Annotated in this window: 8 protein-coding genes and 1 pseudogene; 2 read left to right on the top strand and 7 right to left on the bottom strand. The window is 75.3% G+C overall.

Translation table 11 applies throughout. The features are described from left to right. From ACFV4G_RS37865 to ACFV4G_RS37845, 5 genes are all read right to left on the bottom strand, one after another. Positions 1-3,639 (bottom strand): type I polyketide synthase (locus ACFV4G_RS37865; protein WP_380447133.1); only part of this gene is annotated, 3,639 nt, incomplete at its 3' end. Between the two features lie 382 nt (positions 3,640-4,021). Then, complete coding sequence (locus ACFV4G_RS37860) at positions 4,022-4,564, bottom strand: NUDIX hydrolase (RefSeq protein ID WP_380447131.1); 543 nt, start codon at positions 4,562-4,564, stop codon at positions 4,022-4,024. 99 nt (positions 4,565-4,663) lie between these two features. After that, positions 4,664-6,316 carry a hypothetical protein gene (locus tag ACFV4G_RS37855; RefSeq protein ID WP_380447129.1) on the bottom strand — a complete coding sequence of 551 codons (1,653 nt, stop codon included), beginning with the start codon at positions 6,314-6,316 and terminating at the stop codon, positions 4,664-4,666. A gap of 12 nt (positions 6,317-6,328) precedes the next feature. Then, entirely contained in the window at positions 6,329-7,807 is a 1,479-nt protein-coding gene (locus ACFV4G_RS37850) for a hypothetical protein (protein ID WP_380447127.1), read from the bottom strand. Further along, the gene (locus tag ACFV4G_RS37845) at positions 7,804-8,490 is read right to left on the bottom strand and encodes a dTMP kinase (RefSeq protein WP_380447126.1); all 687 of its coding nucleotides are present in this window, start codon (positions 8,488-8,490) and stop codon (positions 7,804-7,806) included. The genes ACFV4G_RS37850 and ACFV4G_RS37845 overlap by 4 nt, the downstream gene beginning before the upstream one ends. A 241-nt stretch (positions 8,491-8,731) precedes the next feature. Here ACFV4G_RS37845 and ACFV4G_RS37840 point away from each other — a divergent pair, with 241 nt between their 5' ends. Together ACFV4G_RS37840 and ACFV4G_RS37835 are read left to right on the top strand one after the other, a co-directional pair. Next, positions 8,732-10,246: a tetratricopeptide repeat protein gene (locus ACFV4G_RS37840; protein WP_380447124.1), complete on the top strand. Its 1,515-nt coding sequence runs from the start codon at positions 8,732-8,734 to the stop codon at positions 10,244-10,246. An 11-nt stretch (positions 10,247-10,257) separates the two neighbouring features. Then, positions 10,258-10,623 carry an ASCH domain-containing protein gene (locus ACFV4G_RS37835; RefSeq protein ID WP_380447122.1) on the top strand — a complete coding sequence of 122 codons (366 nt, stop codon included), beginning with the start codon at positions 10,258-10,260 and terminating at the stop codon, positions 10,621-10,623. 126 nt (positions 10,624-10,749) lie between these two features. Here the strand turns inward: ACFV4G_RS37835 and ACFV4G_RS37830 are convergent, their stop codons facing one another. Next, entirely contained in the window at positions 10,750-11,880 is a 1,131-nt protein-coding gene (locus ACFV4G_RS37830) for a thioesterase domain-containing protein (RefSeq protein ID WP_380447120.1), read from the bottom strand. A gap of 292 nt (positions 11,881-12,172) precedes the next feature. After that, positions 12,173-22,007, bottom strand: a pseudogene (locus ACFV4G_RS37825) (type I polyketide synthase); the annotation flags it as partial.

Raw genomic sequence — 22,007 nt, 5'->3', positions numbered from 1 at the left:
ACTGAATCCTATATGTTTGTAGGTATCGTGGGCTCTGAGATGTTTATAAGAGACAGAAACCAACTCGTCACCCGGACGGTCCGACGGCGCGGACAACTCCGCCACCCCGCGCCCTTCGGAGGCGGGCCGCGGCAGGCCGGCCGCGCGGCCCGGGACCGGCGGCAGGTGGCGGCGGGTCAGGCGGCGGGCGTAGGCGCCGGAGCCGCGCAGGGCGAGCTGGTCCTCGGCGGTCTGGGCGAGGAGCCCGGCCAGGCGCGCGGCGGTGCGGGCGTCGGGGGCGGCGGGCAGGTCGATCAGGCCGCCCCAGCGCCGCGGGTGTTCCAGCGCGGCCACCCGGCCGAGGCCCCACAGCTGTGCCTGCCCGGGCTCGCTCACCCGGTCCGCGCCCTCGGCCGCGACGGCGCCCCGGGTGAGGCACCAGAGCCTCGCCGGACCGCCGGCGGCCTCCAGGGTGCGCAGCAGCTCGACGGTGGCGGGCAGGTAGCGGGGGACGAGGTGGTGGTCGGGGTGCGGGCGGCCGTCGGCGGCGAGGAAGGAGAGGACGCCGGCGAGCGGCTCGCCGGCGCCGTCCGCGAGCGCCTCGGCCAGGGCCTCGGTCCCCGCCACCCGCTCGATCCGCAGACCGCGCTCGGCGAGGGCGCCGAGGACGGCCTCGGGCCATTCGCCTTCCGCGCCCTCCGGTACGACGGCGAGCCAACGGCCCGCCGGGACGGCGTCGGTGAGGCCGCGCACGGGCACCCAGCTCGTCCCGTACGTCCACCCGTCCAGCGCGCCGAGCAGGCGCCGCTGACCGCGCCAGGAGGCCAGGACGGGCAGCAGGCGGTCCAGCGAGGCCTCGGCGGCCTCCTCCGCGATCCCGAGGACGGCCGACGCCTCCTGCAGGTCCCCGGCCTCGACGGCCGTCCAGAACGCGTCCTCGACCGGGTCGGCCGGGGGCGCGCCCGCGTCGCGGCGCTGGAGCTCGGGCAGCCAGTAGCGCTGCCGCTGGAACGCGTACGTGGGCAGGTCGACGCGGCGGCCGCCGGACCCGGCCAGCACCGCCACCCAGTCCGGGCCCGCACCGCGCACGTGCAGGCGGGCGAGGGCTTCCAGGATGGCCGGCTCCTCGGGGCGGTCCTTGCGGAGCACGGCGGCGAGGGCCGCGTCGGCGGGCAGCGACTCGGCCGCCATCGCGGTGAGGACGCCGTCCGGGCCGAGTTCGAGGAAACGCGTGACACCGGCGGCGTGCAGCGCGCGGATGCCGTCGCCGAAGCGGACGGCCTCACGGACGTGGCGCACCCAGTAGTCGGGGGTGCTGAAGTCCTCTCCGAGGCCGAGGGCGCCGGTCAGGTTGGAGATCACCGGGATCGACGGCGCATTGTACGTCAGCCCGTTGAGGACCTCGCGGAAGTCCTCCAGCATCGGGTCCATCAGCAGCGAGTGGAACGCGTGCGAGACGCGCAGCCGCGTCGTCTTGCGGTCGGCGAAGTGCTCCCGGACCGCGTCAACGGCCTCCTCCGCGCCGGAAACGACGACGGAGGTCGGGCCGTTGACGGCGGCGATCGAGGCGAACTCACCGAGCAGCGGTAGGACTTCGTCCTCCGTCGCCTGCACCGCCAGCATCGCGCCACCGGCGGGCAGCGCCTGCATCAGACGGCCACGGGCACTCACCAGCGCGCACGCGTCGGCGAGCGAGAACACCCCGGCGACGTGCGCCGCAGCCACCTCGCCGATCGAGTGCCCGGCCACGAAATCCGGCCGCACACCGAACGATTCGAGCAGGCGGAACAGCGCCACCTCGACCGCGAACAGTGCCGACTGAGCGTATGCGGTCTGGTTGAGCAGCTCGGCGTCCGAGCCCCACACGACCTCGCGCAGAGTCGGGTCGAGTCCCGCGCACGCCGCGTCGAAGGCCTCCGCGAAGACCGGGAACCGGGCGTACAACTCCCTCCCCATCCCCAGCCGTTGCGCCCCCTGCCCGGAGAACAGGAACGCCGTCGCCCCCTTCTCCGCCACACCCGCCACAAGGCCCGCTCCCCCGCCCCCGGCCGCCAGGGCGTCCAGGGCGCGCAGGCGCTCCTCCGGGTCGGCCGAGACGACGACGGCCCGGTGCGCCATGGCCGTCCGGCCGGTCGCCAGGGAGTACGCGACGTCGGCCGGGTCGAGCGGTCCGCGCGTCCGGAGGTGGGCGGCCAGGCGTCCGGCCTGGGCCCGCAGGGCCGGCTCGTCGTGCGCCGACAGCACCCACGACAGCGCTGCCCCGGGATCCGCAGCAGGCGTGACGTCCCCGCCGGGCTCCGCCGGCGCCTCCTCCAGCACGACGTGCGCGTTGGTGCCGCTGACGCCGAAGGAGGACACCGCCGCACGCCGGGGCCACGCGTTGGCGGGCCATTCCCGGGCCTCGCCCAGGAGCTCGGCGGCGCCGGCGGTCCAGTCGACGTGCGGGGTCGGGGCGTCGAGGTGCAGGGTGCGCGGCAGCAGGCCGTGCCGCATCGCGAGCACGGTCTTGATCACCCCGGCCACGCCGGAAGCGGCCTGGGTGTGGCCGGTGTTGGACTTCAACGCGCCGATGAACACCGGCTGTTCGCGGTCCTGCCCGTACGTCGCGAGGAGAGCCTGGGCCTCGATCGGGTCGCCGAGCCGCGTGCCCGTCCCGTGGGCCTCGACGACGTCGACCTCACCCGCCGTCAGACCGGCGTCGGCCAGCGCGGCCCGGATCACCCGCTGCTGCGACGGGCCGTTGGGCGCCGTCAGCCCGTTCGACGCACCGTCCTGGTTGACGGCCGAGCCCCGCACAACGGCCAGCACCGGGTGACCGAGGCGCTGCGCGTCCGAAAGCCGCTCGACCAGCAGGACGGCCGCGCCCTCGCTCCACGCGGTGCCGTCGGCCGCCGCAGCGAAGGGCTTGCACCGGCCGTCGGCGGCGAGGCCGCCCTGACGGGAGAACTCGGTGAACATCTGCGGGCTCGACATCACCGTCACGCCGCCCGCGAGCGCCAGCGAGCACTCGCCGCGGCGCAGCGACTGGACGGCGAGGTGCAGGGCGACGAGGGAGGAGGAGCACGCGGTGTCGACCGTGATGGCCGGGCCCTCAAGGCCGAGGACGTAGGAGATGCGGCCGGAGGCGACGCTGACGGTGTTGCCGGTCAGCAGGTGTCCGGCGGCGGTCTCGGCGACCTGGCCGCCGGCGGTGGAGGCGCTGTCGTAGCCGCCGTGCCCGGTGCCGACGAACACGCCGGTCTGCGTCCCGGTGAGCGTCCCGGGGTCGATGCCGGCCCGTTCGACGGCCTCCCAGGCGGTCTCCAGGAGGATCCGCTGCTGGGGGTCCATGGCGAGGGCCTCGCGCGGGGAGATGCCGAAGAAGGCGGCGTCGAACTCGCCCGCGTCGTGCAGGAATCCGCTCTCGCGGGAGGTGACGGCGCCTTCCGGCAGGTCCCAGCCGCGGTCGGCGGGGAAGGCGGAGACGGCGTCGACGCCGTCGCGCACCAGGTCCCACAGCTCCTCCGGGGAGGCGACCCCGCCGGGCAGCCGGCAGGCCATGCCGACCACGGCGATCGGCTCCCGGTGCTGCTCGGTCGCCTCGCGGAGCTGTTCGCGGGTCTCGTGGAGGTCCGCGATCGCCCGCTTCAGGTAGTCGCGGAGCTTGTCTTCGTTCGACATCGGGACGTCAACCTCTCCGGGGATCTGCCAGGGAACGCCGCGCGGGAAAGACCCTGCCGGACGCCCGGTCCGGCGCCGCGCGCGAACTCCCGGCGTCGGGTCCGACCCGTCGCCCGCCCAGTCTCGCCACGGACGGCCCCGGTTTTCCCTAGAGGCGTGGGGTCGCAACAGGACACCGCCGTCGGCCTGGCCACCTCCTTCGCCGAGTTGCTCACGCGCTTGACGGGCGAACGCCTCACCGAATGGATCATCGAGTCGACCGGGCCGGGCAGCGCCTGCAAGCCGCCACCCGCGAGGGCAGCGTCGCACTCTCCTCTCGGGCATCGTGACGCGCGCGTGGGCCCGGGACGCCCCAGCGCCCCGGGCCCAAACATTGGAGCGGTCAGACCCAGGTGTAGTTCTGGTCGGTGACCGGCTCCAGCTCGAACGCCGGCAGCGGTGCGTACGGCGAGGGCAGCTGGGCGAGGACCTTGCCGATCGGCGGGAACAGCGGCAGGTCGCCGGCCTTGCGGTAGTCGATCCACTCGATAGTGCCGACCTCGTGGCTGCCGTCGGGCAGCTCGTCGAACTCCTGGGTTGCCAGGGTGGCGCGGACCTCCGGGGTGACGTGGGTGCGGTAGATCAGGTGGATCTTCCGGGGCGGCGTGGTCGGCCCAGGCCGGGTGACCCGGGCGTCCGCCATCGCGACCAGCTCCAGGTCGGCAGCCTGCTCGGGGTCGAGCCCGAGCTCCTCCTGCAGCTCCCGGACGGCGGCGTCGCGGAAGTCCTCGCCGGCGGCGACGTTGCCGCCGATGGTGGTGTAGTGCGTCGAGTCGGTGCGGTCCCGGCGCAGCAGCGCGACGTCGTCGCCGCAGAAGACGAGGCCGGTCACCCGGACCTTGATCCTGCTGAACGGCTTCTCGGTCGTCGCTTCGGTGGTGCTCATGGGTGTGGATCTCCTTGGTGGACGTGGCCGGGCCGGTTGTAGCCCGGCGGTGCCTCCCGGCCCAATGACCGGGAGGATCACGGGGTTTGGCGTCGCTTCCTAGAGTGCCCCCGGGAAGCCGTGGAGGGTGCGGGCTTCACTCTGCGGGACGTGCTCGATCTCGACGCCGGTGAGGGGGATGCGCCGCAGGCGGCAGCCGGTGGTGCGCATGACGGGGGACAGATGGCAGGGGTCCATCTCCTCCACCATCAGCGTTGGGCGGGCAGTACGGGTGTTCTTGCCTCCGGTGATGGCGAGCGGCAGGTGCCCGCCTCCGAAGGGCATCGGGGTGATCCGCCAGATCGGCCCGCGGTCGCTGGACACGCTCGCCTGCCCGAAGCCGCGCTCCTCGCGCAAGGTCATCGGCTCGCCGTTGGTGCCCGTCAGGCCTCGGAACAGGGTTTGGGCGCGGCCCTGGTTGACGATCTGTCCGGTGTCGATCGTGAACTCGCGGGAGAAGAACGCGGAGGCGGGGTAGCCGGCCTTGAGCAGGGCGCGGGCGTAGGCGCTCACCTGGGGGAGGATCTGCTCGCGCAGGTGCGCGGCGGCCAGGTGGTCGACGGGGTCGAGGGCCATGGCCTGCTGACGCAGGGCGGTGAGCACGCTGTCGATGTCGGCCGGGGTCGAGGTCAGGAAGCTCCCGCGCCGGTCGACCCCACGCGCGGTCTTATACGCCAGCAGCGTGTTGAGGAAGCGCCGGGTGGTGTCCGTGTACCCGCTGGCCTTGCGCCGGTCGGTGGCCGGGTAGAGGTTGAGGGCGGTGAAGCGGCCGTCGGGGTGGAAGTCCGGGTCGGCGGCCCAGTAGTCGCCGTCCGCGTTGCGTAGGCGGTGCAGCCGCACGGGGATAGCCCGGTGCTGGATGGGCAGGACGCCGTCCAGCGCGTCCCGGACGGTCTGTGTGGTGGGATCGGCGGCGTCGGCCGTCACGTGCAGGTAGAGGCGGCCCTGCTCGGACAGCACCGGCTGGTTGCGCTCGTCCAGGCGCACGATCTCGGTGTAGGGCAGCTCGCCCGTGCCGGGCTGGGCGGCGATGAGCAGGTGGGGGCCGCAGGCGAGGACGTGGTGGCCGTCGATGTGGGCGTCGAGGAGTTCGCCGAGACCGACGAGCGGGGCGAACCGCAGCTCGACGGCGGCGGTGGCCGCGCCGTGGCCGAGGTGGTCGAACAGCGACCGGTAGGTCCGCAGGACGTGGGCGAGGTCGTCGGCGTAGCGGTCGCGGCTGGTGCCGGGCGACTTGCCGACGTAGCCGGTGGCGTACGGGGTGAGCGAGATGCGGATGCCGTCGAAGACCTCCTTGAAGTCGTCGGCCAGGCGGCGGTGCATCGCGGCGAGGTGGCCGGCGCCCTCGGACCAGCCGACGGTGGAGACTCGGATCTTCACGCCGAGGACGTCGCGGGCGAGCCTGGCGTAGGTGTCCAGGTAGGGGTAGGACGAGATGTCGTTGTCCAGGTAGGGGAACAGCACGCCCGGGCGGTGGGCCCGGCCGCCGCCGATCCGCACGCCCCGCTCGGAGGCCTCCTCGGCGAGGGCGTGGAAGAGGTCGCCGAGGCCGTGATCGGTGAGCTGCCAGATGTCGCTGCCGGCGGCCTGGCTGCACATCGCACACCGGTTTACGCAGCCGACGGCGGGCGGCAGGTACTGGAGGTGGGTGAGTGCCTCGGTCGGCAGGGTCCGCAGCTGGTCCCGCAGCCGGGGCATGGTCTGGGTGGTCACGGTCTCGCTCCTTCAGGGGGTGGGAAGGTCGGTGGGGATCAGGTGCTGGTCGAGGGCGCTCAGCAGCGCGCGCCCGACGGGGGAGAGCCGGTGCGGTCCGGCGAACGGGCCGCCGCCGCACGGCGTGACGGCTTCGGCGGTGCCGAGCTCCGCGCCCGGCAGGCACAGCACGCCCGGCTCGGGAAGGTTGGCCAGCAGCACCTCCCCGGTGGCGGCCTCGGCCGGGTGGGCCCCGGGGCCGACCCAGCGCAGCCGGCCGCCGTGGACGCGATAGCGGCCAGGGCGGGCCAGGTCCTGGTCCAGGACGACTGGCGTTTGCCCCCGGTGGCGGAGTTTCAGGTAGTAGGGGCCCGGCACCGTGGAGGCGGCGGCTCGCACCGTGGCGGCGTTGAAGTCGTCCGGGTCGGGCAGCCAGTCCACCCGCCCGCCGAGCAGGGTGGTCAGGTGGACGACGACGAACGGCGGCAGGCCGCGCAACTGCTGGTTGACCGCCGAGACCTCGGTGGTGCCCTGGTTGCGGCAGTTGATCTCGTTGAGGAATGCCCGACCGTCGTCGGTGAGGATCGCGTCCAGGCCGAACAGTCCGGACATGCCATGGCGGCGCCAGGCCCAGCGGGCGACGCGCTCGGCCGCGTCCACGACGGCGGCCGCGGCCGGTTCGGGCCAGGGCAGGGACCAGCAGTTGCCCGCGCTCTTACCGGGGCCGATCCCGGCTTCCGGCACCCCGACGGCCTTGTGGGAGGGCCGGTCGACGTAGACCCGCAGGGCGCCGCGGTGGTCCGGCACGGACAGCACGGTGACGTTCGAGGACCAGCCGGGGGTGAACGCGGTGACCCGGTACGGGCCCGGCATCCGGGCCGCTCTGGCCAGGTCGGGCTCGTCGTCCACGAAGACCGTGCCCCGGCCGCCGGAGTCGGCGCCGCACTGCACCACCAGCCGCACGGCGCCGACCCGGCGGCGGAGCTCCGCCAGGCCCGGGAGCGGGCCGTCGACCCGTACCCCGGGCAGTCGGAGGGCGGCAGGGACCTGAGCGCCCAGCAGCAGCTCGCCGAAGTAGGCCTTGTCCTCGATCCGAGCACGCAGGCCGTGTTCTATCGCCGCGACCACACCCCTCGGACCGGCCCAGGACCGCAGGAGATCGGTGCCGTACCAGGCAGAGATGATCACCGGCCGGTCCAGCGCGGCGATCGCCGAGCGGGCCGGCCGGTCGATGCCGGTCATCCAGTTGCGCCGCTGGGCGATGCCGCGCACCCGGGTGCCGCTCTCAGCGGCGAGCACCCGCAGCGGTGCGGCCTCCGGCCAGGGCCGGTAGCAGCCGATCGCCAGCGCCGGGCGGGCCGCTTCCAGGGGGAACGGGCCCGTGTAGGTCGTCCGGCCGGCGGTGGTGAACCGCTCGACGCTGACGAGGACGCTGTGGCCCAGCGCGGTGGTGAGGCTGCGAGCGGCCTCACCCCATACTCCGGCGTCCACGGTAATCGGCGCGCTGGTCACGCGATCCTCCCAGCGGCCATCGCGGTGCTCTCCTCGGCTGGTACCGTCCAGGGCGCCGGAACGGTGAACGCCAGCCCGACCTTGGCCAAGACGTGCTTGGCGATCTCCTCGGGGCTGTGCTCGGCGGTGTCGAAGACCAGCAGCCGGTCCCCGTGGCGGCGGGCCATGCCGTGCAGCAGCGCCGCGTTGAACCGCGCCGCGAAGGCCTCGTCCTCGACACTGCGCCGGTCGGCGGAGTCCACCTCCTCCCGGCCTTCCATCCGCGTGCGCCGGACGTCGGGGGAGGCGTGAAGGTAGACGGCGACGTCGAACGGGGCGAAGTAGCGCGCCCCCCAGAGGCTGAGCGCGGCGGTCAGGTAGGGGCCGCCGGCCATGCCGAAGGCCGCGGTCCGGTCGGCGTACCCGTCCTGGATGAGGACCGCGCCGCCGGTGCGGGGCGGGTCGACGTGCAACAGCGCGGCGTCCAAGGCGTACCCGCCGACCAGGAAGGCGGCGGTGATGGCGCTGGACTCGGCCTGGCGCACGAGCGGGAGCCGCTTGAGCAGCGGCTCGATCGGGTGGTGCTCGGCAAGCATGCCGCGGTGGCGTACCGCCGGGATGCCGCAACTGTCGAGCAGGGAGATGAGGGTCTGGACCGTGGTCGTCTTGCCGGACATGTCGAGCCCGTCCACGAGGATGCGCACGACTGCCTCCTTCACCGTCGAAAGGACGGCACCTGATGTGGCGTCACCCGCTAGCCTGGCGTGACGGCTTGGTCGCTTGTAGTGAGAGATCGCCGCCCGGTCAGGGCGAAGCCACCGCCCGTCCCGGACGGCGACCCCGCCCACGCGAGGACGGTTCGAACAGCCGACGGCAAGGCAAATCCGGGGAGCAGAGCGACGCCGTGCCAGACAGCGGGCAGCGCATACAAGGGGGAGGTCACCCATGACCGTCACCAGCACGACCTCGCCGGACGGCGCGCACACCGCGGCCTGCGGGCGCCGGATCAGAGAGCGGACGCTCGGTCAGGCCGGAAGCCCCGAGCCGGTGCCGCACGACCTGGTCGAGCTGATCGCCAAGGAGATCGCGGCGCACTGCGGCCACCGCCCGCTCAAGGCCTTCCGGGTGGCAATGGGCTGGACGGTCACCGAGGCGGTTCAGGCGGCGCACGACCTGGTGGAGAGGGAGCGGCTCCGCAAGGTCGGGCTCACCGAACGCTCCTGGAAGGACTGGGAGGCCGGTAAGGCGCCGAGTCCGGAGTACCAGGACCTACTTTGCCGCCTCCTGCGGACCAGCCCGGTCAAGCTCGGGCTGGCCGCCGACTACACACCCGCGCAGACCTGCGCCGAAGGACCGGACGGTGCGACACTCGCAGCAGGACCCGCCGATGCGGAAACGGGGCTGGAGGAGGTGGCGGCCACGAAACGGCGAACCGCGCTCATGCTCACCGGGATCGCCATCGCGGCGCCCGCCGCTGTCGCCCAGATCCTCGACCAGGCCGCCGCCGAGGCGCTGGAGTTCACGCGCCAGGCCGAGGCCAGCTCACTGGGTGCCGGGACGCTCGACCACCTGGACCTCGCTGTCACCGACTTCAACGACGCCTACTCCATCAACCCCCCGCACCAGGTGTTCGCCGAGGCGCTGGACTACCGGCGCAAGGTGGACGCGCTGTTGAAGGCGAAGCACACCCACGAGCAGGGCCGCGAACTGCTCGCCTACGCCGGGTGGCTCTCCGAACTCCTCGCCTGGCTCGCCCACGACCTCGGCAATCCCCGCGCCGGTCTCGCCTTCGCCAACGATTCCTTCGTCCATGGCCGGCAGGCCGGCCACGGCGAACTGTGCGCCTGGGCCATGGACGCCGCCGCCTCCATCAACCTGTACGAGCACCGCGCCGACCGGGCGCTCGCCGCCGCCCTCCGCGGCCTCACCCAGGCGCCGACCACCCATCCGCTGACCGTCCGTCTCCACGCCCAGGCCGCCCGCGCGGCGGCGGCGGACGGCGACGCTGACGGCTTCACCGCCTCCCTACGTGCCGCCGAGGAAGCCCACCGCTTCCTGCCCGTCCGGATGGCCCACCGCTTCGGCCTGGACCCGCTGCCGCTCGCCGACTACGCCCTCACCTCCTACCCGGCCACCGCCTACATCCGGCTCGGCCAGGCCGAGAACGCCCGAAGGCATGCCGAGCACGCCCTGCAGGTCTACGAGGCCGCCCCGGCCGCATCCCGCTCGCCCAGCCGCGAGGCCATCGCCCGCATCGACCTGGCACTCGCCCACGCCCAGCTCGGCGCACCCGACGACGCCGTCGCCCTCGGCACTGAAGCACTCGGCTCCGACCGCGTGGTCGACTCCGTACGCAACCGCGCCACCGACCTCACCACCTACCTCGCCCGCCGCTACCCCGGCCACGGCGCCGCCGGCGAACTTCGCGAGCGCCTGTCCGCCCTGTCCACCCCGGTGTAGAAAGAGAGCTCATGCCCGAGCAGGACCGCGTCATCCAGATCCGTCGCCCCTACCTCGACCTGATCGCCGACGGCACCAAGACGATCGAGGTCCGCGTCGGCTACCCGAGCATGCGCAGGATCCACCCCGGCCAGGCCCTCGTCTTCGAGTCCGGCGGGACTCGCTGCCGTACCCAGGTCGTCAAGGTCACCGAGTACCCGACCTTCGAAGCGATGCTCGACGCCGAAGACAACGAGGCGATCGGCAGCGAGGGCATGGTTCGGGCCGAACTGCTCGCGGCCTGCCGCGAGATCTACCCGCCGGAGAAGGAAGCGCTCGGCGTCCTCGCGATCCACCTGCAGCTCACCCCCACCACCGAGGACAATGTTGCGCGCTGAGAGTGACCGTGCCCGGGTCGACGGGCGGCTCGTCGGGCCGAGCACGACCCGCAACGAATGACCCCCACAACGACGACGGGCGCGCCGGACACCTCGGAGGGTGACCGGCGCGCCCGCTCGAAGGCGTCACTCCCGGCCGCGCAGCCACTCCTCGACGATCTCGGCGGTGAGGGCCGAGTCCTCGCGGATCATCGACAGGTGGTCGGCGGCGACGCCGCGCACCTGGGCGCCCGGCACGAGGGGTTCGGCCTGGGCGCGCTGCTCGATGGGGGCCTCGTCGACGCCGGTCAGGGCGCGGTCGCAGGTGACGAGCAGGACGGGGGCCGTGGTGTGGTGGACCTCCAGGCGGTTGAGGAGGACCATCCAGCGGCCCATGGCGGACAGGCGGGAGTTGGTCAGCCGCACCGGCGAGTCGGCGCCGGTGAAGTTGAGCCGCATCATGCCGGTGTAGTCGGTGCCCTCGTCGGCGTTGTGCTGGAAGCTCAGCGTGTCGAAGAGGACGACGCCCGCCGGGCGGATGCCCCACGTGTGCTCCAGCAGGCCGGCCGCGGCGTAGGCGAAGGAGCCGCCGGAGGAGTGGCCGGCGAGGACGAACGGGTGGCCGTCGCTGGCGCGCAGGGCGCTCTCGGCGATCACCCGGGTGGCGACCTCGGGGGTGGCAGGCAGCCGCTCGCCGGTGGCGAAGCCGACCAGCGGGAGCGCCGACACCTCGCGCTCGCCGCGGAAGTGGGCGGCGAGCCGGGAGTACTGGTGCACGCCCGCGTTGGCCGTCGGCGCGCTGACGCAGATCAGCCGGGTCGGGCGGGGCCCCTCGGCGAGGCGGGTCGCCCAGGGCAGGTCCTCCAGTTCGGCGGTCGCCTCGAAGGTGGGCCGCAGGGCGGCGACGGTGGCGAGCATGCGTTGGGCCTCGGGCACCTTGCCGTTGGCCAGGGCGTCGGTGAACAGGCGCTCCAGGGAGTCGAGTTCGGGTTCACCGCTGGAGACGAGGACGGGTGCCCCCTCGCCGTCCTCGGTGCGCTGGTCGGCGAGCTCGCTGCGGATCCAGGTGGCGAGCTCGACGGGCGAGCGGCTGTCGAAGACGACGGTGGCGGGCATCCGCAGGCCGGTGACGGCGGCGATCCGGTTGCGCAGTTCGACGGCGGTGAGCGAGTCGAACCCGAGCTCGTAGAAGTCGCGTTCGGCGTCGACGGCCTCCGGGGAGGGGTGGCCGAGGACGGCGGCGGCTTCGGCGCGGACGGTGTCGACGAGGTAGCGCATGCGGTCGCGCTCGTTCAGGTCGAGCAGCTGCCGGGTGAAGTCGGCGGCCGCGTCGGCACCGCTCGCGCCGGCACCGGAGGCGGTGCGCCGGGCGGCACGCACGAGTCCGCGGAACAGCGGCGGCACGTCGCCCCTGGGGGCGCATGCCCCCGGCGGCCAGGCCCATCGGGATGACGAGCGGTTCGGCGGAGCCGAGCGCGGCCTCGAACAGGGCGAGGCCCTGCTCCACGGAGAGCGGCGGGATGCCGCCGGACTGCATGCGCCGCATGTCGGTCTCGCTGAGCTCGCTGGTCATGCCCGCCTCCTGGGCCCACGGGCCCCAGGCGAGCGAGGTGCCGGCGAGGCCGAGCGACCTGCGGTGGTCGATCAGGGTGTCCAGGAACGCGTTGGCCGCGGCGTAGTTGCCCTGGCCGGGGCTGCCCATGACGCCCGCGATGGACGAGAAGACGGCGAACTGCGCGAGGCCGAGGTGGCGGGTGAGCTCGTGGAGCTGCCAGACGGCGTCGACCTTGGGCCGCAGGACGGCGGACAGGCGCTCGGGGGTGAGCGCGGTGACGATGCCGTCGTCCAGCACACCGGCCGTGTGGATGACGGCGGTGAGCGGGTGCTCGGCGGGGATGCCGGCGAGCAGCGCTTCGGTGGCGGCGCGGTCGGCGGTGTCGCAGGCGACGACACGGGCCTCGGCGCCGAGGGCCGCCAGGTCGGCGAGGAGTTCGGCCGCGCCGGGGGCGTCCGGTCCGCGCCGGCTGGTGAGCAGCAGGTGGCGGGCGCCGGTGACGGCGAGGCGGCGGGCGAGGTGGCGGCCGAGGGCGCCGGTGCCGCCGGTGATCAGGACGGTGCCGTCGGGGTCGCGCTCCACGGGCATCGTGAGCACGGTCCGCTGGTACGGGTCCCCGGCGGTGCGGGCGTCGCGGATGTCGCGCGCGGCGACGGGCGGCGCGGTGAGTTCGCCGCGTCCGGCGAGGGCGGCGAGTTCCGCGAGGATCGCGGCGGTCTCGTCGGCGTCCGGTGCGGACAGGTGGGCGAAGGCGTCGTCGTCGAGGACGAGGTCGGTGCCCGCCGCCGCGCGCCCGAGGAGTCGCTCGGGCGGCAGGCCGTGGCCGAGCAGGGTCTCGCGCAGGCCGTCGGGGGCGGTGGCGGAGACGTCGGCGCCGAGGAGCAGGGCGAGCTGGACGGCGGCGGTGGCCGGTCCGGTGGCGGTGGCGTGCACGTGGACGGTCCAGCCGGTCCGGCCGGCCTGGACGGCCGGGCCGCCGAGGGCCTGCCGGGCGGGGACGAAGTCGGCGGCCAGGGCGGCGGCGGCCCCGAAGGACCAGCCGTCGGGCAGCGGGGCCAGCAGGCGCCGGTCGGCGACCGCCTTCGGCCCGGCGGCCAGCACGCCGAACACCTCGTCGCCGGGGCGCAGGTCCGGCACGCCGTCACCGACCGCCGTCACCACGCCGGCCGCGCCGGTGCCGTGTCCGTGAACCGCGGCGGCCCGGACGGCGACGGCGACCTGCCCGGTCGCGGGCGGCCCGGCCGCCTCGGGCGACGGGACCAGGGCCACGTCCTCGGCGACGTCCAGCCGCCACGGCGTGCCCGCCGGGGGCAGCAGCCCCGCGGCGTCCGCGAGCCGGGCCAGCCGGCCCACCCGCAGGGCGCCGCCGCGGACGGCGAACTGGGCCTCGCCGTCGGCCAGCAGGCCGGGCAGCAGCGGCAGCACCGCGGCCACGTCCTTGGTCCGTTCGACGTCGAGCAGGGCGAAGCGGCCGGGGTGCTCGGAGTTCGCGGTGCGGGCCAGGCCCCAGGCGGCGCCGCCGGGCAGGTCGCGGACGGTCTCGCCGTCGGCGGCCCGGACGGCGCCCCTGGTCACGAACACCAGCCGGGAGGCGGCGGCGCGGTCGTCGGCCAGCCAGTCCTGGACGAGGGCGAGCACCCGCGTGGTGTGCGCGTGGACGGCCTCGGGGACGTCGCCGGCCGGGCCGTCCAGGGCGACCAGGACGAGGTCGGGCACCGGGCGGCCGAGGTCCGCGAGGGTCGCGGCCGAGGATCCCGTGCCGTAGGCGTCCCGGCCGAGCGCGGTGCAGCTCGGCGCCGTGGCGGCGGGCGGCGTGGCCGGGGCGGGGACCCACTCGATCCGGAACAGCGGGTCGCGGCCGGTGCGGGCGGCGGCAGCGGCGGCCTGCGGGGCGCGCAGGGCGACCGAGCCGACCGTCAGCACCGCGCCGCCCGCCGGGTCGGTGGCGGTGACGGACACCGTGTCCTCCCCGAGGCGGGCGACGCGCACCCGCAGGGCGGCCGCTCCCCCGGCGTGCAGGGCCACGCCCTGCCAGGCCCGGGGCTGCGGCAGCTGCTCCTCGGTGCCGACGCCGATCAGGACGGCGGCGTGCAGGGCGGCGTCGAGCAGGGCCGGGTGGAGGCCGAAGTAGCGGGCGTCATCGGCGGGTTCGCCGTCGAGCTCGACCTCGGCGAACACCTCCTCGCCGCGCAGCCAGGCGGCGCGCAGCCCCCGGAACGCCGGGCCGCGCCCGGGCTCGCGGTAGAAGCCGTCCAGGTCGACGGCGAGCGCGCCGGCCGGCGGCCAGGCCGCCTGGGCGTAGTCCGGCAGGTCGGTGTCCTGGGGCACGAGGGTGCCGGTGGCGCAGCGCGTCCACGGCTCGTCGGGGGCGGCGTCGCCGGGGCGGGCGTAGCAGGCCACCGGGCGGGCGCCGGTGTCGTCGGGCGCGCCGACGCGCACCTGCACGACGGGTTCGTCGTCCTCGGCGAGCGGCAGCGGGTCGCCGAGCGTCAGCTCCGCGATCCTGCCGCAGCCGACCTGGTCGCCGGCCCGGACGGCCAGTTCGACGAGGGCGGCGGCGGGGAAGGCGAGCCGGCCGCCGATCCGGTGGTCGAGCAGCCACGGGTGGACGCGCAGGGCGAGGCGGCTGGTGAACAGCACGCCGTCGGTGTCGTCGGCGAGCGGCACGGCGGCGCCGAGCAGCGGGTGGTCGGCCGGGACGAGGCCGACGGAGGCGACGTCGCCGGAGAGGGCGGCCGGGCGCGGCCAGTAGCGGCGGTGGTCGAAGGCGTAGGTGGGCAGGTCGACCCGGCGGGCGCCGGTGCCGTCGAAGAGGGCCGCCCAGTCGACCGGGACGCCGGCCGTGTGGAGCGCGGCGAGGGCGGTGAGGAGGGTGCGCTCGTCGGCGCGGTCCTTGCGCAGGGCGGCGGCGCGGACGCAGTCCGCGTCCTCGCCGAGGCTCTGGTCGGCGAGGGCGGTGAGGACGCCGTCGGGGCCGAGTTCGAGGAAGGCGGTCGCGCCGGCCTCGCGCAGGGCGCGGACGCCGTCGGCGAAGCGGACGGCCTCGCGGACGTGGCGCACCCAGTAGTCGGGGCTGGTGAACTCCCCGCCCAGCGCGCCCGTCAGGTTGGAGACCAGCGGGATCGACGGGGTGCCGTAGGAGAGGCCGTCGAGGACGGTGCGGAAGTCCTCCAGCATCGGGTCCATCAGCGGCGAGTGGAAGGCGTGGGACACCCGCAGGCGGGACGTCCGGCGGTCGGCGAAGTGCGCCTCGATCGCCGCCACCGCTTCGAGAGAGCCCGAGACGACGACGGAGGCCGGACCGTTGACGGCCGCGATCGAGACGAACTCGGTGAGCAGCGGCAGGACTTCGTCCTCCGTCGCCTGCACGGCGAGCATCGCGCCGCCGGACGGCAGCGTCTGCATCAGCCGGCCGCGCGCCGCCACCAGGGCGCACGCGTCGCCGAGCGAGAACACCCCGGCGACGTGCGCCGCCGCGATCTCGCCGATCGAGTGGCCCGCGACGAAGTCCGGCCGCAGGCCCAGGGATTCGACGAGCCGGTAGAGCGCCACCTCGACCGCGAACAGCGCGGCCTGGGCGTGCGCGGTCTGGTTGAGCAGCTCCGCGTCCTCGCCCCACACGACCGCGCGCAGCGGCTGGTCCAGGTGCTCGTCCAGCACCGCGCACACCGCGTCGAAGGCGTCCGCGAACACCGGGAAGCGCGCGTACAGCTCCCGGCCCATGCCGAGGCGCTGCGAGCCCTGGCCGGAGAACAGGAAGGCCGTCGAGCGGTCCGCCGCGACGCCGCGGGCCACCTCCGTCAGGCCCTCGCTGCACGCGAGCAGCACGGCCCGGTGCTCGAAGGCGGAGCGTCCGGCGGCGAGCGAGAACCCGATGTCCAGCGGGGAGAGTTCGAGCGCGCAGGCGCGGGCGAGGTGGGTCTCCAGCGCGTCCTCGGAGCGGCCGGAGAGCACCCACGGGACGACGGCGGGCAGCACTCGCTGGTCGTCGGTGGGCTCGGCCGCGGCGGGCGCCTGTTCGAGGATCACGTGCGCGTTGGTGCCGCTGATCCCGAACGAGGACACCCCGGCGCGCCAGGGCCGGTCGACCTCGGGCCACGGCCGGGCCTCGGTGAGCAGGTCGATCGAGCCCGCCGTCCAGTCCACGACGGCCGACGGCCGGTCGATGTGCAGGGACTTCGGCAGCACGCCGTGCCGCATGGCGAGCACGGTCTTGATCACTCCGGCGACCCCGGCGGCGGCCTGGGTGTGGCCGATGTTCGACTTCAGCGAGCCGAGCAGCAGCGGCCGTTCGCGGTTCCTGCCGTAGGTGGCGAGGAGCGCCTGGGCCTCGATCGGGTCGCCGAGGGCGGTGCCGGTGCCGTGGCCCTCGACGGCGTCGACCTCGGCGGCGGACAGTCCGGCGCTCGCGAGGGCCTGGCGGATGACGCGCTGCTGGGACGGGCCGTTGGGCGCGGTGATGCCGTTCGAGGCGCCGTCCTGGTTGACGGCGCTGCCCCGCACGACGGCGAGCACCGGATGCCCGTTGCGGCGCGCGTCGGACAGCCGCTCCAGGACGACCATGCCGACGCCCTCGGACCAGTTGGTGCCGTCGGCGGCGTCCGAGTAGGCCTTGCAGCGGCCGTCGGCGGCGAGGCCGTTCTGGACGGTGAAGCCGGCGAAGCTCACCGGCGTGGTCATCACCGTCACGCCGCCGGCGAGCGCGAGTCCGCACTCGCCGTTGCGGAGCGCCTGGGCGGCCCAGTGCAGGGCGACCAGGGACGAGGAGCACGCGGTGTCGACGGTGACGGCCGGGCCCTCCAGACCGAGCGTGTAGGAGATGCGGCCGGACAGGACGCTCGACGCGAGGCCGGTGCCGGCGTGGCCGCCGATGTCCTCGCGCGAGTTCATCATGAGCGTCGCGTAGTCGAGGCCGTTGGTGCCGACGAAGACGCCGGTGCGGCTGCCGCCGAGCCGCTGCGGGTCGACTCCGGCGCGCTCCAGGGCCTCCCAGGAGGTCTCCAGCAGCAGGCGCTGCTGGGGGTCCATGGCGAGGGCCTCGCGCGGCGAGATGCCGAAGAAGGAGGCGTCGAAGTCGGCGACGGCGTCGATGAAGCCGCCTTCCAGGGTGGCGCTGCGGCCGCGGCCGTCGCGGTCGCCGACGAGCAGGGTCCGCAGGTCCCAGCCGCGGTCCTCGGGGAAGCCGGCGATGCCGTCGCCGCCCTCGGAGACCAGGCGCCACAGCTCGTCGGGCGAGGTGACGCCGCCGGGCAGGCGGCAGGCCATGCCGACGATCACGATCGGGTCGGTGTCGTCGACCGCGGCCCGGACGGCGGGCTGCTGCGGGTCGGCGGGGGTGTCGAGGAGCTCGGCCAGCAGGTGCTCGGCGAGGGCCTGGGCGGTCGGGTAGTCGTAGACGGAGGTGGCGGGGAGCTTGAGGCCGGTGGCCGCGCCGAGCCGGGCGGGCAGCTCGACGGCGGTCAGCGAGTCGAAGCCGAGGTCGCGGAACTTGCGGTCCGGGGCGACGGCGGAGCGGTCGGCGTAGCCGAGCACGGCGGCGACGTGGGTGCGGACGAGGTCGGTGAGCAGGGCGGTGCGCTCGGCCGGGGTGAGGGCGCGCAGGCGGCCGGTGAGCTCGGAGGCGGCGCTCGCGTAGTCGCGGCGGGCCGCGGCGGCGGCGTCCAGGGCGGGCCGGGCGGCGGGGAGGTCGCGCAGGAGCGGGTTGCCGCGCAGGCCGACCAGGCTCTCCAGGACCTGCGGCTGCGTCAGGTCGAGCAGCACGAGCGCCGGGGCCGGGCGGGTGACGGCCTGGCGCAGCGCGGCCAGGGCGAGCTCGGGGTGCAGGGCGGGGACGGCGGCGCGCTGGGTGCGGCCGTCGTCCTCGGCCGGGGCGCCCGCGTCGGGGCCGGTGTACTCGGCGCCGATCCAGGCGCCCCAGGCGATCGAGGTGGCGGGCAGGCCCTCGGCGCGGCGGCGCTGGGCGAGCGCGTCCAGGACGGCGGCCGGGCCGGCCAGGGTGGCGCGGCCGGGGGTGCCGACGGCGCCCGCGACGGAGGAGCAGAGCACGAAGGCCGTCAGGTCGAGGCCGCGGGTCAGCTCGTCGAGGTGGAGGGCGGCCCCGGCGCGGACCCGGTGGACGGCGGCGAGGCGCTCGGGCGTCAGGTCGTCGAGGACGCCGTCGTCGACCGTGCCCGCCGCGTGGACGACGGCGGTGAGCGGGGCGTCGGCGGGGATCGCGGCCAGCAGGGCGGCGAGGGCCTCGCGGTCGCCGACGTCGCAGGAGGTGATCGTCACGGCGGCGCCCAGGCCGCTCAGCTCCTCGGCGAGGGCGGCGGCGCCGGGGGCGTCGGGGCCGCGGCGGCTCGCCAGCAGCAGGTGGCTCGCGCCCGCGGCGGCGAGCTGTCGGGCCACCGCGGCGCCCCGGCCGCCGGTGCCGCCGGTGATCAGCACGGTGCCCGGGGTCGCCCCCGGTGTCCAGCCCGCGTCGGCTGCGCCGGCCGGGGCCGGGACCAGGCGGCGGGCGTGGACGGCGGCCGTGCGGATCGCGATCTGGTCCTCGGCGTCCGAGCCGTCCGGGCCGTCCGCGCCGGCGAGGACGGCGGCCAGCCGGCGCACCGCGGTCTGGTCCGGTGCCCCGGGCAGGTCGACGAGGCCGCCCCACTGCTGGGGGTGCTCCAGCGCGGCGACCCGGCCGAGGCCCCACACGGCGGCCTGCTCGGGCGCGGTCGGCGCGTCGGTGCGGGCCACGGCGACCGCGCCGCGCGTCAGGCTCCACAGCGGCGCGGTGACGTCCGCGTCGCCCAGGGCTTGCAGGAGGGCGAGGGTCACCGCGGCCGGGTCGGTGCCGCGGCCGAGCGCGAGGAGGGACAGGACGCCGGTGAACGGGCGCCCGGTCGAGGGCAGTTCGCGCAGCAGCGCGGCGAGCTCGGCGCGCTGCGGGGCGGGCACGGACAGGAGCAGGGCGTCCGGTCCGACCGCCTCGCAGGCCGCCTCCGTCCACGCCTCGTCGCCGTCCTCGGCCGGCGTGACCACCAGCCACGGGCCGGAGGGCCGGGCCGTCGAGCCGCCCGGCAGCGCGCGCCAGGACTCGTGGAAGCGCAGCGCGTCCAGCAGGGACTGGTCGCGGTGGTGGCGCCGCCAGGCGGACAGGGCGGGGAGCACCGCGCCGAGCGCGTCCCCGTCCACGGCGAGGTCGGCGGCCAGCGCGTCCAGGTCCTCGCCCTCGACGGCGGCCCAGAAGCGGGCGTCCAGCGGGTCGTCCTGCACGGCGACGCCGGGGCCGGCGGCCGGGGCGTGCGTCTGCGGCCAGTAGCGCTCGCGCTGGAAGGCGTACGTCGGGAGGTCGGTGCGGCGGGCACCGGTGCCGTCGAACAGGCGCGTCCAGTCGACGGGCACGCCGACGACATGGAGGCGGGCGAGCGCGGTCAGCAGGGCGGTCTCCTCGGGACGGCCACGGCGGCCGGCCGGCTCGACCACGGCCTCCGGGGCGTCCGCGAGGGTCTGACGGACGGCCGGGGCGAGGGCCGCGTCGGGGCCGAGTTCCAGGAAGTCGGTCGCACCGGCGGCGTGCAGCGTGCGGATCCCGTCGGCGAAGCGGACGGCCTCGCGGACGTGGCGCACCCAGTAGTCGGGGGTGGTGACGTCGCCGTCCAGGGAGCCGGTCAGGTTGGAGACCAGCGGGATCGAAGGGGCCTGGTACGTCAGCCCGTTGAGGACCTCGCGGAAGTCCTCCAACATCGGATCCATCAGCGGCGAGTGGAACGCGTGCGAGACCTTGAGCCGCGTGGTCCGCCGGTCGGCGAAGTGCGCCTCGATCGCCGCCACCGCTTCGAGAGAGCCCGACACGACCACGGAGGTCGGACCGTTGACGGCCGCGATCGAGACGAAGTCACCCAGCAGCGGCAGGACTTCGTCCTCCGTGGCCTGCACGGCGAGCATCGCGCCGCCCTCCGGCAGCGCCTGCATCAGCCGGCCGCGAGCGCTCACCAGCGTGCAGGCGTCCTCCAGCGAGAACACCCCGGCCACATGCGCGGCCGCGATCTCGCCGATCGAGTGGCCCGCGACGAACTCGGCCCGCACACCCAGCGATTCGACGAGCCGGTACAGCGCCACCTCGACCGCGAACAGCCCGGCCTGGGCGAACTCCGTCCGGTTCACCAGCTCCTCGTCCGAGCCCCACACCACATCGCGGACGGGCAGATCGAACTGCGCGCACACCGCGTCGAAGGCCTCGGCGAAGACGGGGAAGCGGGCGTACAACTCTTGGCCCATGCCGAGGCGTTGGGCACCCTGTCCGGAGAACAGCAGTGCCGTCCTGCGCTCGCCGTCGGCGACGCCCCTGGCCACCTCGGCGCCGTCCAGCAGCACCGCCCGGTGCGCGAAGCGCGACCGACCGGCGGCCAGCGAGAGGCCGATGTCCACCGGCGAGGCGTCCAGCCCTCCCAGTCGCGCGAGCTGCGCGTCCAGCGCCGCCTCCGACTTGCCCGCCGGCACCCACGGCACCACGCCCGGCGCCACCGACGGCTCCGGCGCGGGGGCCTCGGCCGGCGGCGCCTGCTCGACGATCACGTGCGCGTTGGTGCCGCTGATCCCGAAGGCCGACACGCCCGCGCGGCGCGGCCGGCCGGTCTGCGGCCACTCCTCCGCCCGCGTGAGCAGCCGGATGTCACCGGCCGTCCAGTCGACGTGCGAGGACGGCGCGTCCACGTGCAGCGTGCGGGGCAGCACACCGTGCTGCATCGACAGCACGGCCTTGATCACGCCGGCCGCGCCGGCCGCGGCCTGGGTGTGGCCGATGTTGGACTTCAGCGAGCCGAGCAGCAGCGGGCGCTCGCGTTCCTGCCCGTAGGTCGCGAGGAGGGCCTGGGCCTCGATCGGGTCGCCCAGGGTCGTGCCCGTGCCGTGGCCCTCGACGAAGTCGACGTCCGCCGCCGACAGGCGCGCGTTGGCGAGGGCCTGGCGGATGACGCGCTGCTGGGACGGCCCGTTGGGGGCGGTGAGGCCGTTGGAGGCGCCGTCCTGGTTGACGGCGGAGCCGCGCACGACGGCGAGGACGGGGTGCCCGTTGCGGCGGGCGTCCGAGAGCCGCTCCAGCACCAGCACGCCGGCGCCCTCCGACCAGCCCGTCCCGTCCGCGCCGTCCGCGAACGCCTTGCACCGCCCGTCCGGCGCCAGCCCGCCCTGCCGGGTGAAGCCGGGGAAGCCGAGCGAGGACGACATCACGGTGACGCCGCCCGCCAGGGCCAGGGTGCACTCACCGCTGCGCAGGGACTGCGCGGCCAGGTGCATCGCCACCAGGGAGGAGGAGCACGCCGTGTCGACGGTGACCGCCGGGCCCTCCAGGCCGAAGGTGTAGGAGATCCGGCCGGAGACCACGCTCGCGGCCAGGCCCGTGCTCGCGTGGCCCTCGATGTCTTCCCGGGCGTTCATGACGAGCGTCAGGTAGTCCTGGCCGCCGGTGCCGACGAAGACGCCGGTCCGGCTGCCGCGCAGCGCCGTCGGGTCGATCCCGGCGCGCTCGACGGCCTCCCAGGACGTCTCCAGCAGGAGCCGCTGCTGCGGGTCCATGGCGAGGGCCTCGCGCGGCGAGATGCCGAAGAAGGAGGCGTCGAAGTCGGCCACCCCGTGCAGGAAGCCGCCCTTCGCGGTGGCGCTGCGCCCCCGGTCGCCGGGGCCGCCGCCGAGCAGGGTGTCGAGGTCCCAGCCGCGGTCGGTCGGGAAGTCGGAGATGCCCTCGCGGCCCTCGGCGACCAGCGCCCACAGCTCCTCGGGCGTGCCGATCCCGCCGGGCAGGCGGCAGGCCATGCCGACGATCGCGATCGGGTCGTCGGCGGTGGCGGCGGCCGCCGCGGCCGGGGGCCGCGGCGCGGGG

The sequence above is a fragment of the Kitasatospora sp. NPDC059747 genome, assembly GCF_042732955.1.
GTDB lineage: Bacteria > Actinomycetota > Actinomycetes > Streptomycetales > Streptomycetaceae > Kitasatospora.
Note: the sequence above shows the minus strand (reverse complement) of the source record. Positions and strands in the feature narration are given on the sequence as shown.

Bases quoted from the DNA above. Each gene is read 5' to 3' on its own strand.
- ACFV4G_RS37860 (WP_380447131.1), bottom strand. From the start codon at position 4,564: ATGAGCACCACCGAAGCGACGACCGAGAAGCCGTTCAGCAGGATCAAG.
- ACFV4G_RS37840 (WP_380447124.1), top strand. From the start codon at position 8,732: ATGACCGTCACCAGCACGACCTCGCCGGACGGCGCGCACACCGCGGCC.
- ACFV4G_RS37835 (WP_380447122.1), top strand. From the start codon at position 10,258: ATGCCCGAGCAGGACCGCGTCATCCAGATCCGTCGCCCCTACCTCGAC.
- ACFV4G_RS37830 (WP_380447120.1), bottom strand. From the start codon at position 11,880: ATGCGCTACCTCGTCGACACCGTCCGCGCCGAAGCCGCCGCCGTCCTC.